11 protein-coding genes are annotated in these 15,551 nt (G+C 40.9%); 6 read left to right on the forward strand and 5 right to left on the reverse strand.

Going from position 1 to position 15,551, the window contains the following annotated elements:
* Positions 1 to 10: 10 nt before the first annotated feature.
* Positions 11 to 3,553, reverse strand: a complete 3,543-nt coding sequence (locus tag AC5JL8_RS25025) for a WD40 repeat domain-containing protein (protein WP_495882380.1) — start codon at positions 3,551 to 3,553, stop codon at positions 11 to 13.
* Between the two features lie 546 nt (positions 3,554 to 4,099).
* Between AC5JL8_RS25025 and AC5JL8_RS25030 the strand changes: the two genes are divergently transcribed.
* The gene (locus tag AC5JL8_RS25030; RefSeq protein WP_495882381.1) at positions 4,100 to 4,279 is read left to right on the forward strand and encodes a CopG family transcriptional regulator; all 180 of its coding nucleotides are present in this window, start codon (positions 4,100 to 4,102) and stop codon (positions 4,277 to 4,279) included.
* A 396-nt stretch (positions 4,280 to 4,675) separates the two neighbouring features.
* On the opposite strand, the gene AC5JL8_RS25035 is transcribed toward AC5JL8_RS25030, so the two are convergent.
* Positions 4,676 to 4,828 (reverse strand): ribbon-helix-helix domain-containing protein, encoded by a 153-nt coding sequence (locus tag AC5JL8_RS25035; protein ID WP_495882382.1) that lies wholly within the window; start codon positions 4,826 to 4,828, stop codon positions 4,676 to 4,678.
* A 234-nt stretch (positions 4,829 to 5,062) separates the two neighbouring features.
* Positions 5,063 to 5,764 carry a two-component system response regulator RppA gene (rppA, locus tag AC5JL8_RS25040; RefSeq protein ID WP_495882383.1) on the reverse strand — a complete coding sequence of 234 codons (702 nt, stop codon included), beginning with the start codon at positions 5,762 to 5,764 and terminating at the stop codon, positions 5,063 to 5,065.
* A 103-nt stretch (positions 5,765 to 5,867) separates the two neighbouring features.
* Between rppA and hisG the strand changes: the two genes are divergently transcribed.
* A complete protein-coding gene (gene hisG / locus AC5JL8_RS25045; protein ID WP_495882384.1) occupies positions 5,868 to 6,512 on the forward strand; it encodes an ATP phosphoribosyltransferase in 645 nt (214 codons plus the stop codon).
* 324 nt (positions 6,513 to 6,836) lie between these two features.
* On the opposite strand, the gene AC5JL8_RS25050 is transcribed toward hisG, so the two are convergent.
* The gene (locus tag AC5JL8_RS25050; RefSeq protein WP_495882385.1) at positions 6,837 to 7,331 is read right to left on the reverse strand and encodes a DUF6174 domain-containing protein; all 495 of its coding nucleotides are present in this window, start codon (positions 7,329 to 7,331) and stop codon (positions 6,837 to 6,839) included.
* Positions 7,332 to 7,884: 553 nt separating this feature from the next.
* On the opposite strand from AC5JL8_RS25050, the gene AC5JL8_RS25055 reads away from it, so the two are divergent.
* Genes AC5JL8_RS25055 through AC5JL8_RS25065 form a run of 3 tightly spaced genes read left to right on the forward strand, consistent with a single transcriptional unit; the run spans position 7,885 to position 13,165 of the window.
* Positions 7,885 to 10,455 (forward strand): GAF domain-containing protein, encoded by a 2,571-nt coding sequence (locus AC5JL8_RS25055; protein WP_495882386.1) that lies wholly within the window; start codon positions 7,885 to 7,887, stop codon positions 10,453 to 10,455.
* Positions 10,452 to 10,898 (forward strand): response regulator, encoded by a 447-nt coding sequence (locus tag AC5JL8_RS25060; protein ID WP_495882387.1) that lies wholly within the window; start codon positions 10,452 to 10,454, stop codon positions 10,896 to 10,898. The genes AC5JL8_RS25055 and AC5JL8_RS25060 overlap by 4 nt, the downstream gene beginning before the upstream one ends.
* Before the next feature lie 5 nt (positions 10,899 to 10,903).
* Complete coding sequence (locus tag AC5JL8_RS25065) at positions 10,904 to 13,165, forward strand: hybrid sensor histidine kinase/response regulator (protein WP_495882416.1); 2,262 nt, start codon at positions 10,904 to 10,906, stop codon at positions 13,163 to 13,165.
* Between the two features lie 127 nt (positions 13,166 to 13,292).
* Here the strand turns inward: AC5JL8_RS25065 and AC5JL8_RS25070 are convergent, their stop codons facing one another.
* A complete protein-coding gene (locus AC5JL8_RS25070; RefSeq protein ID WP_495882388.1) occupies positions 13,293 to 13,592 on the reverse strand; it encodes a GNAT family N-acetyltransferase in 300 nt (99 codons plus the stop codon).
* A 36-nt stretch (positions 13,593 to 13,628) separates the two neighbouring features.
* Between AC5JL8_RS25070 and AC5JL8_RS25075 the strand changes: the two genes are divergently transcribed.
* Complete coding sequence (locus tag AC5JL8_RS25075; protein WP_495882389.1) at positions 13,629 to 15,509, forward strand: ABC transporter ATP-binding protein; 1,881 nt, start codon at positions 13,629 to 13,631, stop codon at positions 15,507 to 15,509.
* Positions 15,510 to 15,551 lie beyond the last annotated feature (42 nt).

Consider the following 15,551-nt stretch of genomic DNA (forward strand, 5'->3'; position numbering starts at 1 on the left):
CTAAATTTTATTAATACTCAACTGCTCCCAAAGCTTTTAAAGTTTCTTTCTGAGAAGATGTCAACCCAGTTATGCCAGTGATATTCATTCCCTCATAAGGACTTTTGTTTCTCAATGTTTTTAAGCACTGACCTGTTTCTACATCCCAAATTTTAATAGTCTCATCTTCACTGCAACTAACCAAGGTTTGACTATCAGGACTCAAGGCGACTGACCAAACCCACCTAGTATGTCCGGTTAAAGTCCTTAAGCAGCTACCAGTCCCCACATCCCAAAGCTTTACTGTTTGATCCCCACTGCCACTAGCTAGTATATGACCGTTTGCACCGAAGGCAACTGAGTATACGCTATTGGTGTGCCCTTGCAAAGTTCTTAAACACTGACCAATGTTGAGATCCCAGAGTTTGATCGTTTGGTCACCACTGCCACTAGCTAGCATACAGCCATCCGCACTGAAGGCAACTGAATATATCCAGTCAGTGTGACCTTGGAGAGTCTGAAGGCATCTATCCATACTAACATTCCAAAGTTTCACTGTTCGGTCATGGCTACCACTAGCTAGTGTATTATCGTTAGGACTGAAGGTGACTGACCAAGTTCTACCAGTATGTTCCTGTAGAGTATTGAGGCATCGACCAGTATTAACATCCCACAACTTCACTGTTTGGTCATCGCTACCACTTGCAAGAAAGTGACTATCGGTGCTGAAAGTGACTGATGTAACTCGATTCCTATGTCCCTTGAAAATTTTAAGGCATTTACCAGTAATAAGATCCCAAAGCCTTACAGTTCGGTCTTCGCTGCCACTAGCAAGTAAATGAGCATCAGGACTAAACACAACTGATGTAACTCTACTAGTATGTCCGCACAAAGTTTTGAGACACTTGCCACTGTTAGCATCCCACAGTGTTACTGTTTGGTCATTACTGCCACTAGCAAGAATTTTACCATCCAGACTGACCACGACTGACCATATGCCATTGTTGTAACCCTGTAATGTCTTAATGCATTGACCAGTGTTTATATTCCATAACTTTACCGTTTGGTCATCACTACTACTAGCACAAATATTTTGATTTATACAAACTGCTAGCGACCATACCCTACTTCTATGCCCTTGTAGAGTCTTGACGCATTGACCAGTACTAAGATCCCATACTCTTACTGTTTGGTCATCACCGCCACTAACAATAGTACTGCCATCTACACTGAAGGCAACTGAATGTACTAAGTCAGTATGCCCCTGTAAAGTTTGTAAACATCGACCAGTACTGATGTCCCAAAGTTTCACTGTTTGGTCATGACTTCCGCTAGCTAGTGTATGACCATCGAGGCTGAAAGTGACTGAGTATACCCGCTGAGTGTGACCCTCCAAGGTGTAAATACATGATTCGGTGTTAATATCCCACAGCTTTACCGTATTGTCGTCATTTGCACTTGCCAATATGTAACCTTCTGGGCTAAAAGCAACTGACCATACACTACAACTATGTTCTTGTAGAGTTTTAAAGCATTCACCTGTATGAACATCCCACAAATTCACTGTTTGGTCATCACTGCTACTAGCAAGCGTATGACCATCTGAACTAAAGGCAACTGATCGAACCCCACCACTATGACTGTACAAAGTTTTGATACAATCTCCGGTGCGAGTATCCCATAGCTTTACTGTTTGGTCATTACTACCACTGGCAAGAATGTAACCATCCGGACTAAAAGTGACTGACCAGACCCAACCAGTATGACCCTTACAAGTGAGAATTTGCTGACTGTTCGCTACTTGGTACAAGCGAATTTCTCCATTGGTATCACCAGTAGCTAAAACTTTTCCATCGGGGCTAAAGGCTACCGAAAAAATCCCACCGAAAGTTTCAACAAAAACAGACTTAGCTAGATAGACATGAGTAAAATTTGCATTATGTAACTTGACATTTTGCAGATCTGCTTGCCAAATAGTCAGATAAGAAAAATCATAACTACTGAGGTCAATGTCTAAATTACAAAGCAGGTTGAAGATATTTCCTGCTGTATAACTTTGTTCTAGAGGTGATGTTTCTCGTAGTTTTGATAAAATTTGAACCAAATGATTTTCTAATTTATTTTTACTTCTAAAGCTAGCTAGCAACCCATCTATAACTGGTTTGAGGATAAGGCGAATTTGAGCATCCCTCACATATTCTTTTGCCGTTGCCTTCATTAGAGCATGGCATTTGAACAAATCAATATTTTGAGTGATAATTTCTTCACAGAATTTTTCGATCAATCTACTAGTTACATACTCCATGACCACAGGCTGGAGCGTGAATAGTGATCCACTTTTTTTGTTCAGCGTAGGTGTAGCCTTTTCGATTAGCGATCGCCTTCCTAGAGATTCTAGCGCCTCCAGCAATTTTGCTTGTGCTACTAGTGATACAATATCTTCTCGCAATTCTGAAAGTGTAATCGGCTCTCGATTAATTGCTAGCCAGTACATTATTTCTTTTTCTAATTCTGACAAGCGCTCAAATTGCTGTTCTAAAATATCGCGGATATCTCCAAAAACAGCTGTGTCTTGTTGCAAAAATTCAGTTATATTACTATTAAAGATATCTTGAATAGTTGTGGCAACTATTTTCAAAGCTAATGGATTACCTGCATAGCGTTCAATCATTACTTTACATTCATCCTCTGCGGCAGATAAACCCTTGAGTTTCAAGATTTCCTGCCCTTCTGTCACCTTTAGACCGCTCAGTGGTAATGAACGAACAGGTAGTGATTCTCCTTCCAGTAATGCCACTTCTTTAGGTTTTTCGCGGCTAGTCAGCACTAAGCAGCTTTGGTGAGTTGCTTCTCCTATCCGTCTTAAAAGCTCACCATGTCCTTCATATCCTTCTCGATAAAGTCCTGCTCGGCTACCACTACGGAGAATTGACTCTGCATTATCAAGTATCAGTAAACAGCGATAATTTTGTAAATAATAGAGTAGTCTTGATACCCGATCGCTCAAGCTTTCTGGTAAGTTACCTTCTGTTTCCTGCTCGTCAGAAAGAATTTGGATTAAGTTAGCAATAATAGTTTTATCGGGCGGTGCTTCTCGTAGCGATCGCCAAATAACATACTCAAAGTTATCCTGAATTTGTTGAGCCAGCTTTACAGACAGCGCCGTTTTACCAATACCTCCTATTCCCAATAATGCCACTAATCGGCAGTGTTCACTGAGAATCCATTGCTCTAATGTGCTCAGTTCTTCTATACGCCCATAAAAAACTGATGTAAAGATAGCTTCTCCCCAATCTAGATGAGTAGTTGAGCTTGAATAGTCACTTTTATCTATTTTTAAGTTAAAAGCTGAAAAAAGCTTTTCAATAGTTTGTTTATCTACCCCTCCTTCACGATTTAATACTTTCGAGATTGTGCCAGAATATAACCCAGAACGGGCACTCATTTCTTCAAGAGTATACCTATTGCCAAAATTCTCCTTGGCTTCTGACTTTAGCTTCGCTTCGTTAAATTTTTGCAACCCCTTAGTAGTAAGTGCAACACCACGCTTGCGTCTCCAATTCTGTAAAGTCATGTATTAACTCACCGTTCGCGTAATTGCCTTTGACTAAAAGGAATTATCTACCTGGTTGCTGTAGATATGAACTGATAACTATATAACAAAAAAATAATCTCATGTTGCACAGGATTTAAAAAAGGTTTATGGTCAAAATATTCACTAATAAATAAAAACTACGTTAGGTAATACCATTTCACTAAATGAGAGATACAAATATTTTCTCCTCTACTCTTCTACTCTTCTACTCCTCTGCTGGCTACTTGTATCAACCTTAAAGTGAAACGGTATAATCCACTCGTCTTGCTAAGTCAATACCGCTTGTTCAATAGACAATCTGTAGGGTATTGCTGTCATCAGCTTTCCAGTCAAAAGCATATTGCGTTTGAGTAATGGCAGATTCATTATGTGTGACGCTAGTTACTTAATACTTAGACATTTCAGCAATATATTTGGAACGCAAAGCTTAAGTTCAATCTCAAAATCCCGATTTTCACTGGTAAATAAGGTTCTGAATTGGCAATCTTGATCAGGAAAGTGTGTAAAGATTTAGTGTAGCAATCAATGAATAAGACCGTCGCCCATAAATTTCTCAGTTTGGCAACCTATAGTAAAAAAAAGACCCTCAAGCGCATCACTATAAACCTGACATTAGATGAAGCCGATACCCTTGAACAGTATTGTGAACAGACAGGCAGACCAGCAATAGATGTGATTAGAGAACTCATTCGAGCGTTGCCGTGACCTGATTTTTCACACCAAGTTTGAAAATGTTGCAGATTTGGACAAAAGTTTTCAATTTAATCTGACAAAAGTAATTAAAGAGCAATAATCAACAGATTAGAAAATCACAACTGGATATTTACTGTTCAATACTATTGTTGCGAAAACCCTTAAAAACAAGGCTTAGAGATTATTCTCTGACGAAGTGACGACAGAACAAGCATAGTCGCCGGATCTGAGAAATCGTCTCTTGGTTATTATGTCCTCTTGTTTTCGGCGTGCTGCACTCGTCTATGCCGGGCGCAGCACATCATTGCTCAATTGTTCGTCCTTCTCATATTCACCAAAAATTGCCAAGGCTCGTTAATTTAATACCTCCAATCAAACCAAGTTCTAATATTTAAATGATTCGCAAATCTACTTTCCCTTCGTCACTGGCAATGCTCGAATGAGTTCTCGAATCACATCCGTTGCTGGTCTGCCCGTTTGTTCACAGTACTTTTCAAGGTTCTTGGCTTCATTTGCGGCCAAGTTTATAGTGATTCGCTTGACTGCCCATTTTTTGTTCATGCTGAAACAGGTAAATCGTGTAATCTTAGCTTCAAATCCTGATTTTACCCTCCTGACCGGGAAATAGCCCAAATTAGGTGTTTGTTGACATATCTAATGCGATTAGTTCTTAAGAAACTCATTAATATGAAAGAATTCCAAGCTTCGGTAGAGTGGGCTGTTACTAGGGACAGACACCACAACCAAGTAATGCTATTTTGGATTTTAAATTAACGTTAGCGAAATCGTTCAATATTATTGCACTGAATCTACTGAAGAAGCACCAAAACGGTAACCCTTTCCATAAACTGTGTGAATTAGTGGGGTTTCTTTACCGACTTCAATTTTGCGCCGCAGTAGGCGAATTAATGCCGCGATGACATTGCTACTAGGTTGCTCATCATCTTGCCATAGATGTTGCATAATCTGGACGTGAGTAAGTAGTTGTCCAGTGTGTTCCATAAAGTATTGCAGCAGCTGGCTTTCTTTTTGAGATAGCTCAATTACTCGTTCTTGACGATAAGCTACTTGGTTTTCGCTGTCGAGTTCTAAATCAGCTACTACTAAACGTCCGGTTGTAATACTATATACTTCTGCACCCGATCGCCGTAATAAAGCGCGGACTCGTGCTAGTAACTCCCGCAGTTCAAAGGGTTTGACTAAATAGTCATCTGCACCAGCATCTAAACCCTCAACTCGGTCATCTAGAGTATCCTTGGCAGTGAGAAATAGCACGGGAGTGGTTTTACCTTGGCGACGCAATTCCTGACAAATCTCCAACCCCGTTTTTCCTGGCAGCATCCAATCTAAAATTAATAGGTCATAACTACCCGCTTGCGCTAAACGACTACCACTTATACCTTCATAAACCGCATCCACGTTGTAACCTTCACGAGTTAACACGCGACTTAAGGGACCAGTTAATTCAACTTCGTCATCGACTAATAAAATTCTCATGCTGCTTATGGTAAGCATATAGAGATATTCTCAATATAATGAACTGCCAAGAAAAGAACACTTGTTTGCCAAGTGTTTGTAGCCAAGGATACTAAGGACAATAATGTTAACTGTTGCGTTACCTAAAGGGGAACTACTTAAAAATAGCATCCACCTACTGCAATCTGTAGGATTGGATTTTAGCGCTTTTTTAGAACCAGGAAACCGCCAACTTCAAATTTTTGATGCTAGTGGACAAGCGAAAGGACTGCTGGTGCGGGGGCAGGATGTGCCTGTTTATGTGGAATATGGGCAGGCACAACTAGGTATTATTGGTTACGATGTGCTGCGGGAGAAAAAGCCGCAAGTTGCACACTTGGTTGATTTGCAGTTTGGGCATTGTCGGATGTCTGTAGCAGTAAAAGCATCTAGTCCTTATCAATCGCCATTAGATTTACCAGCTCATGGTCGGGTTGCTTCTAAGTATGTCAATTGCGCTCGTGAATATTTCCAAAGTTTGGATTTACCAGTGGAAATCGTGCCATTATATGGTTCCGTGGAACTAGGCCCGATTACAGGAATGTCTGAAGCGATTGTAGATTTGGTTTCTACTGGGCGGACGTTGCGAGAGAATGGTTTGATTGAGATTACCACTTTGTATGAAAGCACAGCAAGATTAATTGCCCATCCGCTGAGTTATCGTCTCAATATGGGTAATTTGCATAAGTTGGTGGAGGAGGTGCGATCGCATATTCTATCTACAATGTGACATACTCCTACACTCAGTCCAAACAACGAGTGTAGGGTTCCAAGACAATCCCGCTACTGCGCGCGGAGCGCAGTGCTGTAGGCAATCGCATTTCAAGCAATAAGGTTTCTTATTAACGCTACCTCGTTCATAGAGAACCTTAATGCATTTGTGACCAACGAGTTAAGGTTTCTTATTAACGCTACCTCATTCATAGAGGAATACGGTTCAGCTGAGGCTAAAGGTTGTTGTGAGACTAAGTTATGAGCAGACAGATTCGGATTTCCCCTCCGCTTCCTCTGCTGCCCTGATTTACTATCTTTGAATACAACTGAGCATCAGTAGCTATCGAATTTCCTCAAAATTTTCAATACTAAGATATACTTCTTCATCAGCTAGCTGAGTGTTGTAATCGATGTCAATTTGGGTTGGATAGCCGAATCGAGGATCATACCTCACATTCAAGCTGGATGCTCTACGGTTAATAGCGTCCTGAATCACATTAAACAGCTTAGGAATTGTATTGTATTGTTGAAATAATTGTGGATCAACTGGTTGACTCGTAGCGATAAGAGTAATGGAAGTTGTTTGACCATTACGTACTTCGATGACTACGGGGCCTCTAGCTTCGGGTATACAAAAGCAACTGTTACTAAGTGTATAGCGATAGTTAGAAATATTTTTTTTATTCCACAAATACCGATTGAATTTTAATCGTCTGAAATTCAAGTTATTACTTACTTGCGATTGTACTACCTCTATGGGAGATTGGGACATTACAGGTAGGTTAAGGTTTACAGATAGTAACAATCCCGCACTAATAATGATTGGTAGACGCATATAAATCCATGACTAATTTAATTCGAGTTTTAATATAGCTCGATTTAAAATACAAAATATACATATTTTTTTTTGATTTATTAGTTTAAATTTTAGTTAGTCATTAATTAAGAAGACTTAAAAAAATATTTTTTCTAGTTTATTAACTAAAAGCACTATCAGAAGTAAATTGTAATTTTTGGAGCTTCGCTTTTATCACCCATCGACCTTTAAATTATTGCTCTGACCGCCTTGAATTTGTTATCTAAGGGTGTACATGATGAAAAGAAAACTCTTATACCCACCCAAAGCAAAGCCGAAGAAGGCGTTTATACACCCCAATAACAGGACTTACGCAACTGGCACAGTGCGATCGCTCCACCCAATATCAAACGAACGATTGCCTTAGATGATAAAAGCATTCGTTGCATATATTCTAATAAATATATAAAAAGCATCCTCCTAAAGTAAGATATAGAGGTAAGTTCTAGTAAGTTTATAAGTACTTATAGCTGTAATGTATAAATACCAATACATTAAAAAATCTATAATTTATATAATTTAATAAAAATTTATGCACCCTGTACTTTCTAATAGCGAAGCAGCGAGGCTTGAGGCCCTCCGCCAATATCAGATTCTTGACACTGAACCAGAAGAAGCTTACGACAATTTGGCCAAGTTAGCCGCCTTTATTTGTGGCGCTCCCATAGCCTTGGTAAATTTTATCGATGAAAACCGCCAGTGGTTTAAGGCAAGGCTAGGCTTAGATGTACCGGAAATGCCCCGTAATTGTGGGTTATCTTACCTTTGCCAAGAGCGAAAAGATGTTGTAGTAATTTCTGATACGCTAGCTGTCGAAGATTTAGTAACTAATCCAGTAGTAATTTCCTATCCTTTTGTCAGGTTTTATGCAGGTGTACCCTTAATTGCTCCGAACGGAGAAATGTTGGGAACCTTGTGTGTACTTGACCAAGTTCCACGAGAACTGAACCAACAACAAGTAGAGGCACTTATAGCTCTCAGCCGTCAAGTTATCAGCCAACTGGAGCTAAGGCGTAATTTAGTGGAGGTTTCCCGATTTGCTGAGGAACTCAAGCGTACAGAAAAAAGACTGACCGATAGTGAAAATCTGCTACGCACAATTATTGATTCGGAACCTGAGTGCGTGAAATTGCTTGCTAAAGATGGCACATTGCTAGAAATGAATCCAGCTGGGTTAGCAATGATTGAAGCTGATTCTCTTAATCAGGTAAGGGGACAATGTATACATCCTATAATCGCTGCTGAGTATCGCCAAGCTTTTATAGATCTGAGCGAAAGAGTTTTTCAAGGTGAATCAGGAATACTGGAATTTGAAATCATTGGTCTCAAAGGTACTCCTCGCTGGATGGAAACCCACGCTGTTCCGCTTCGTGATTCTAAGCAAAACATCATTGCTCTGCTGGGAGTCACGCGTGATATTACCGAAAACAAGTATATTGAAGCATCCCTGCGCGAGAGTGAAAAACACCTGAACTTGGCATTGCAGGCGGCTAAACTCGGTTCCTGGCAGATTGATTGGAAAACCAGCGAGTTAACTCTATCTAACCAATGCAAGGTTAACTTTGGCCTACCAGTAGAAACTGAGTTTACCTACAATACGCTTTTGGAATGCATTCATCCTGACGATCGCACTTATATGCAAGAGTCTGTAAAACAAGCTCTGGCAAATCACAGCGATTATGAGGCAGAGTACCGCAATATTTGGCCTGATGGTAGTGTTCACTGGATATTATCTAGAGGTGTTGGCATCTATGAGCCTGATGGAAATCCGACTCGGATGATTGGTGTTACCCTCGATTTGACTGAACGCAAACGGGCAGAAGAAGAATTAAAGCGGCAGTATTTGCGATCGCAGCTGTTCTCGGAAATCACCTTGAAAATTCGTGAATCTTTACAATTAGAAGAAATTCTTCAAACCACGGTGACTGAGGTACAAAAACTGCTACAAGCTGACCGAGTTGTGATTTTTCGGCTGTGGCCAGATGGTTCGGGAACGGTGGTGCAAGAAGCAGTGTTACCTGGCTGGCCTGTAATTTTAGGGCAAAATATTCTTGACCCGTGCTTTCAGCAAGGGTATGTGGAGAGATATCGCCAGGGAAGAGTGAGCGCAATCACAGATGTTGAAAAGGCCGACATCCGAGACTGCCATCGAAAATTTCTCCAGCAGCATTGTGTTAAAGCTAACCTAGTAGTACCAATTCTCATCAGGGAGGGTATTTGGGGCTTGTTGATTGCTCATCAGTGTACTGCTCCCCGACAGTGGCACGGTTCTGAATTAGAGTTGTTGCAACAGCTAGCGAACCAAATTGGCATTGCTTTATCCCAGGCCCAACTTCTAGAACAACAGACTCTTCAAAGCCAGGAACTCACTCGCTCTAATGCCGAATTAGAACAGTTTGCCTATATTGCTTCCCATGATTTGCAAGAGCCATTGCGGATGGTGACTAGTTATTTACAGTTACTAGAGCGAAAATACAAAAATAAGCTAGATGCCAATGCGGATGAGTTTATTGCCTACGCTGTAGATGGGGCATTGCGGATGCAGACCTTAATTAACGATCTGTTGAACTATTCCCGTGTCAGTACCCGTGGAGAGCCATTTGCACTAGTCAATTGTACTACTGTCTTAGCACGGGCGATCGCTAATCTCCGAGTTGCAATTGAGGAGAGTCGCGCAGTGATCACCCACGGCTTTCTCCCAGAAGTGATGGCTGATAGTATTCAATTAACACAGGTGTTCCAAAACCTGATCGGTAACGCAATCAAGTTCCGTAGAGAGGAGCCACCTCAAATTCATATCACAGCAATTAGAAAAACAGCGAACCCAGACGGAGAAAATTCAAATCTCAGCCCATCAGAGAATGAATGGTTGTTCTCAGTGCGTGATAATGGAATTGGTTTGGAAACCCAGTATGCTGAACGAATTTTTGTAATTTTTCAGCGTTTGCACAGCCGAAGTAAGTATCCAGGTACTGGAATTGGTCTGGCAATTTGTAAGAAGATTATAGAACGCCACGGCGGTCGTATCTGGATGGAGTCGGAACCTGGTCAAGGCTCGATTTTCTACTTTACAATTCCAGATCAAGCAGGTAAGCAATCGTGATAATTCTATCGGAGGTTAAGCCTATTGAGGTTTTGTTAGTAGAAGACAACCCTGGCGATGCTCTACTTACGCGCATCGCCTTGGAAGACAGCAAAATCTCGGTTAATCTGAATGTCGTCGAAGATGGGGTAGAGGCAATGGCATTTTTACGCAAACAAAATAAATATGCTCAAGTACCTCATCCAGATATTGTGCTACTTGATTTAAACCTACCTAAAAAAGATGGAAGAGAGGTATTAGCAGAAATTAAAAGTGACGTAAATCTTAAGAGGATTCCTGTAGTTGTCCTGACGACTTCTCAAGCTGAAGAAGATATTCTTAAAGCTTATAACCTGGCTGCCAATTGTTACATAACTAAGCCAGTCGACTTCGATCAATTTGTCAGAATTGTACGATCTATAGAAAACTTTTGGTTTGCGATCGTCAAACTGCCGCCGGAGTGATGGAAATGGCAGGTGAAATTATTAAAGTCTTGTTAGTTGAAGATAATCCCGGTGATGTCCTGCTATTACAAGAATTGTTAAAGGATGTCACCGCAGTAGTAGTCGATTTGATACCTGTTGAGCAGCTGAATGAGGCACTCAACTATCTATCTAATAACAGCTTTGATGTGATGCTATTAGACCTCTCTTTGCCAGACAGCCAAGGGTTGGAAACTTTTATTAAAGCTCACAATCAGGCAAAATCAACTCCGATCATCGTACTTACTGGTATAAACGATGAAACTTTAGCATTGAGGGCGATGCAGCAAGGCGCGCAGGATTATTTGGTTAAAGGGCAAGTAACTGGCGACCTGCTGGTACGCTGTATGCGTTATGCGATTGAGCGTCAAAGGATAGAGGATGCACTGCGGCAAAGTGAGGAACGATTTCGCGTTGCTTTGAAAAACTCTCCAATCTTTGTTTTCAACCAGGATGAAGAATTACGCTATACCTGGGTTTATAATCCCGCTTTTGGATTTAAGGCGGAAGAAATGTTGGGTAAACGTGACTCGGAATTAATTCCTTTAGAAAATGCCCACCATTTAACTGCGATTAAACTTAGTGTACTTGTTACTGGAGTTGGCACTAGAGATGAAGTAGCCATTACTACCGCCCAAGGAACTCGATATTACGATTTGACTGTAGAACCATTGCGAAATGAATCACAACAAGTCATAGGAATTACTTGTGCTTGTATTGATATTAGCGATCGCAAACTGGCTGATGACACAATCCGTGAACAAGCAGCATTGCTAGACATCGCTACAGATGCAATTCTCGTGCGAGATTTAGAAAATAAAATTCTTTACTGGAACAAAGCAGCAGAAAACCTTTACGGCTGGCAAGCGGCAGAGGCTAGGGGGAAAAATACCAGCGAACTATTGTACGACGATGAACATCCACCGGAAATCGAAGCAGCTTTTTTGAACGTCATACGTAAAGGTAAGTGGCAAGGTGAGTTAACTAAAGTTACCAAAACTGGTAAGGAAATCTTAGTTTCTAGCCGTTGGAATTTGGTGTGCGACGGACAAGGTAAGCCTAAATCAATTCTCACCGTTGACACGGATATCACCGAAAAAAAACGTTTAGAATCACAATTGTTTCGTGCCCAACGCCTGGAAAGCATTGGTACTCTAGCTAGTGGTATCGCGCATGACCTCAACAATATCCTGACGCCAATTCTGGCAGGAGCGCAACTGCTCCCACTAAAATTTCCTGATGCGGATGAACGAACTCTTCATCTGTTGGAAATTCTGGAAATCAACGCTAAACGCGGAGCCGATTTAGTCAAGCAAGTGCTGTCGTTTGCGCGGGGTGTGGAAGGGAAGCATATCAACTTGCAACTCAGACATCTAATTATGGAAGTTGCCAAGGTTCTTAAAGAGACATTCCCAAAATCTATCCAAGTCTCTATTGATGTACCACAAGATTTATGGATGATTTCTGGAGATGGTACTCAAATCCATCAAGTGTTAATGAACCTCTGCGTTAATGCACGTGATGCTATGCCCAATGGTGGTACTTTATCTATCTCTGCAAACAATTTGTATATTGATGAAAACTATGCTCGCATGAACCTAGAAGCTCAAGTTGGGCCATACGCAGTAATTACAGTTGCTGATACTGGAGTTGGCATTCCCAGAGAAATCCTGGATAGAATTTTTGAGCCATTCTTTACTACAAAAGAGGTAGGACAAGGCACAGGCTTGGGGCTTTCTACGGTCATTGGTATTATTAAAAGCCACGGCGGTTTTGTGAACGTGCATAGTGAGGTAGGCGTTGGCACCGAGTTTCAGGTATATTTGCCAGCAGTCGAGGGGATGGAAACACCCAGCCCAGAAGAGCCAAAAGCGATCGCCGCCAGCGGAGAAACAATTTTAGTTGTAGACGATGAACCCGCTATTCAGGATATTATTCGAACATCGCTAGAAACTCATAACTACAAAACCATCATTGCTGGTGATGGCATTGAGGCGATCGCTTTATATGCTAAACATATGGATCAAATCAGCATTGTCCTGATGGATTTAATGCTACCCACCTTAGATGGTTTAACCGCCATCCGTACCTTAAGAAAAATCAACCCAAAAGTCAAAATCGTTGCCACCAGCGGATTAATGTCTAGCAATAAGCTAGAAGCATTAGCTGAGAGTGGTGTAACTACATTTTTGCCCAAGCCTTACACAATCAATGAATTATTGCTGACTATACAAAAACTGAACTCTTAAAATTTAGTAAGCTAATGCACATTTAACTTGCATATTTTTAATTTGGGAGAAAAAGCGTCAACCCTTCTCCCCTGCTCCTCTGCTGTCTCAATGTGCAAATTAGATGTGTAATATAATGCAATACAGTTCAGTTAAGACTATAACTGTTTGTTGAACTCAATTTTTTTAACGAACCGCAAAGGGCGCAAAGAGCACAAAGAGAAAAAAAATGCTTAACTGAACCGTATTGGTGTATAACTGCCCACATTCCGAAGTTGTGATTTTCCCAGTGTTGAATATGTTTGCATAAGCTTGCCTTGGTCTGTGATTGCGTTCTTGGCGACAAATACCTCATAACTTCTACATCAGTGTAAAGGCGAAACAAGGTATCGAAATCATCTAGGGTGAAGTGCCTTAGCCGCAGTCGTATAGTTTCTATCTCAGGCATGGTGTTCAGTGCAAAAATTAATATAATGCTCTTACTATGAGCACCTACCAATCCTTGAAAAAATCTTACAAAAAATACCGTAGCCGTGAAAATGACTGGCGGTTATTTTTGCGCTTAGTACCTTATGCCCGTCGTAGTTTACGACTACTAGCGCTATCAATGTGTCTACTCGTACCGATCGCCTTAGCTAATGCCGTACAACCATTGTTGATTGGACAGGCTATATCACTGATCCGTAATGAACCCAGCGTTTATGAGTTTCTCAGGAATCGTCCTTTATTACAAGGGCTAAATATCCTGGAAGGGCTGTTGCTGGTTGCTATTATTGTCAGATTAGCATTTACAGGTTTTCAGGGTTTTTTAGTACAGAAGCTAGGGCAACAAATCACCGCAGAAATTCGTGATGATTTATTTCATCATGTGACATCTTTATCTGTACGTTTTTTTGACCAGACGCCTGTTGGTAAATTAATTACCAGACTCACCAGCGACGTGGAAGCGTTGGGAGATGTCTTCTCTACCGGCGCAGTTGGTATTGTGTCCGATGTGTTTTCCATGTTGGTGATTCTCGGGTTGATGTTTTCTATCCAGTGGCAAATTGCGTGCTTGCTGCTGGTATTACTGTTACCTATTAGCTTGGTGATTGTTTACTTTCAGCAACAGTACCGCCAAGCAAATTACAAAGTCCGGGAAGAACTCTCTATCCTTAACTCTCAGCTACAAGAAAATATCGTTGGTATTAACGTAGTGCAGTTGTTTCGGCGAGAGAAATTCAATGCTGAATTGTTTCGCACTACAAACAAACGTTATAAGCAACAAATAGATAAAACCATCTTTTACGATTCAGCAGTATCAGCCATCCTGGAGTGGATTAGCTTAGTAGCGATCGCAGGTGTTCTCTGGATAGGTAGTTGGTTGTTACTAGAAAAAAGCCTCACTTTTGGGATTTTATCAACATTTGTTTTATATGCCCAGCAATTATTTGACCCTTTGCGGAATTTCGCTGAAAAATTCACGGTTATTCAAGCGGGCTTCACTGCTATTGAACGGGTGACTAACATTTTAGATGAACCGATAGAAATACGCGATCGCTTTAATTCGCGTGTCTCAGTTTATGATGCAAAATTTGGTTACATAGACGAGTTAGTTGCTAATCTAGAATCTGAAAATACCGACTCTTCAGCCGAATTGGGAGAAATTCGCTTTGAACACGTCTGGTTTGCCTACAAAGGCAATGATTATGTAATTAAAGATTTAGATTTCACCATTCATCCTGGTGAAAAAATAGCATTAGTTGGCCCCACCGGCGCTGGGAAAAGTTCGATCATTCGTCTTTTATGCCGTCTTTATGAACCTACGCAAGGACGAATACTTGTAGACGGTATAGATATTCGTGACTTACCACAAGCAGAATTGCGGCGCTATCTGGCAGTAATTTTACAAGAAGGCTTTTTGTTTGCTGGTGATGTCAAAAGCAACATCACTTTAGGAGATAACTACACTTTTGAAGAAGTTCAACAAGCAGCAGAACAAACTAATATTGCTCAGTTTATTGAACTATTACCCAAAGGTTATAATACTCAACTTAGAGAACGGGGTACTAATATCTCTAGCGGACAAAAGCAACTTCTAGCCTTTGCTCGTGCAGCGATTCGCAATCCCCAAGTTTTGGTACTAGATGAGGCCACAGCTAGTTTGGATGTCGGTACAGAAGCTTTAATTCAGCAAGCATTAAATCAGCTTTTGGTGGGGCGTACCGCTATTATTATCGCTCACCGACTGTCTACAATTCGCAATGTCAACCGAATTTTTGTTCTCAAGCGAGGGGAACTCATAGAACAGGGAAGCCATGATGAATTGCTGCAACAAGGAGGAATGTATGCCACGTTACATAATTTACAAATGTTAGGAAAGTAGTCGATTTAGCACTTCTTTGTTTTCCTAACTTCTAACTCTTGA

This window comes from Mojavia sp., assembly GCF_059505145.1.

Excerpts from the sequence above, each read along its gene's own strand:
- AC5JL8_RS25025 (WP_495882380.1), bottom strand. The coding sequence starts at position 3,553 with ATGACTTTACAGAATTGGAGACGCAAGCGTGGTGTTGCACTTACTACT.
- AC5JL8_RS25055 (WP_495882386.1), top strand. The coding sequence starts at position 7,885 with ATGCACCCTGTACTTTCTAATAGCGAAGCAGCGAGGCTTGAGGCCCTC.
- AC5JL8_RS25075 (WP_495882389.1), top strand. The coding sequence starts at position 13,629 with ATGAGCACCTACCAATCCTTGAAAAAATCTTACAAAAAATACCGTAGC.
- AC5JL8_RS25050 (WP_495882385.1), bottom strand. The coding sequence starts at position 7,331 with ATGCGTCTACCAATCATTATTAGTGCGGGATTGTTACTATCTGTAAAC.
- AC5JL8_RS25065 (WP_495882416.1), top strand. The coding sequence starts at position 10,904 with ATGGCAGGTGAAATTATTAAAGTCTTGTTAGTTGAAGATAATCCCGGT.
- AC5JL8_RS25030 (WP_495882381.1), top strand. The coding sequence starts at position 4,100 with ATGAATAAGACCGTCGCCCATAAATTTCTCAGTTTGGCAACCTATAGT.
- hisG (WP_495882384.1), top strand. The coding sequence starts at position 5,868 with ATGTTAACTGTTGCGTTACCTAAAGGGGAACTACTTAAAAATAGCATC.
- AC5JL8_RS25035 (WP_495882382.1), bottom strand. The coding sequence starts at position 4,828 with ATGAACAAAAAATGGGCAGTCAAGCGAATCACTATAAACTTGGCCGCA.
- rppA (WP_495882383.1), bottom strand. The coding sequence starts at position 5,764 with ATGAGAATTTTATTAGTCGATGACGAAGTTGAATTAACTGGTCCCTTA.
- AC5JL8_RS25070 (WP_495882388.1), bottom strand. The coding sequence starts at position 13,592 with ATGCCTGAGATAGAAACTATACGACTGCGGCTAAGGCACTTCACCCTA.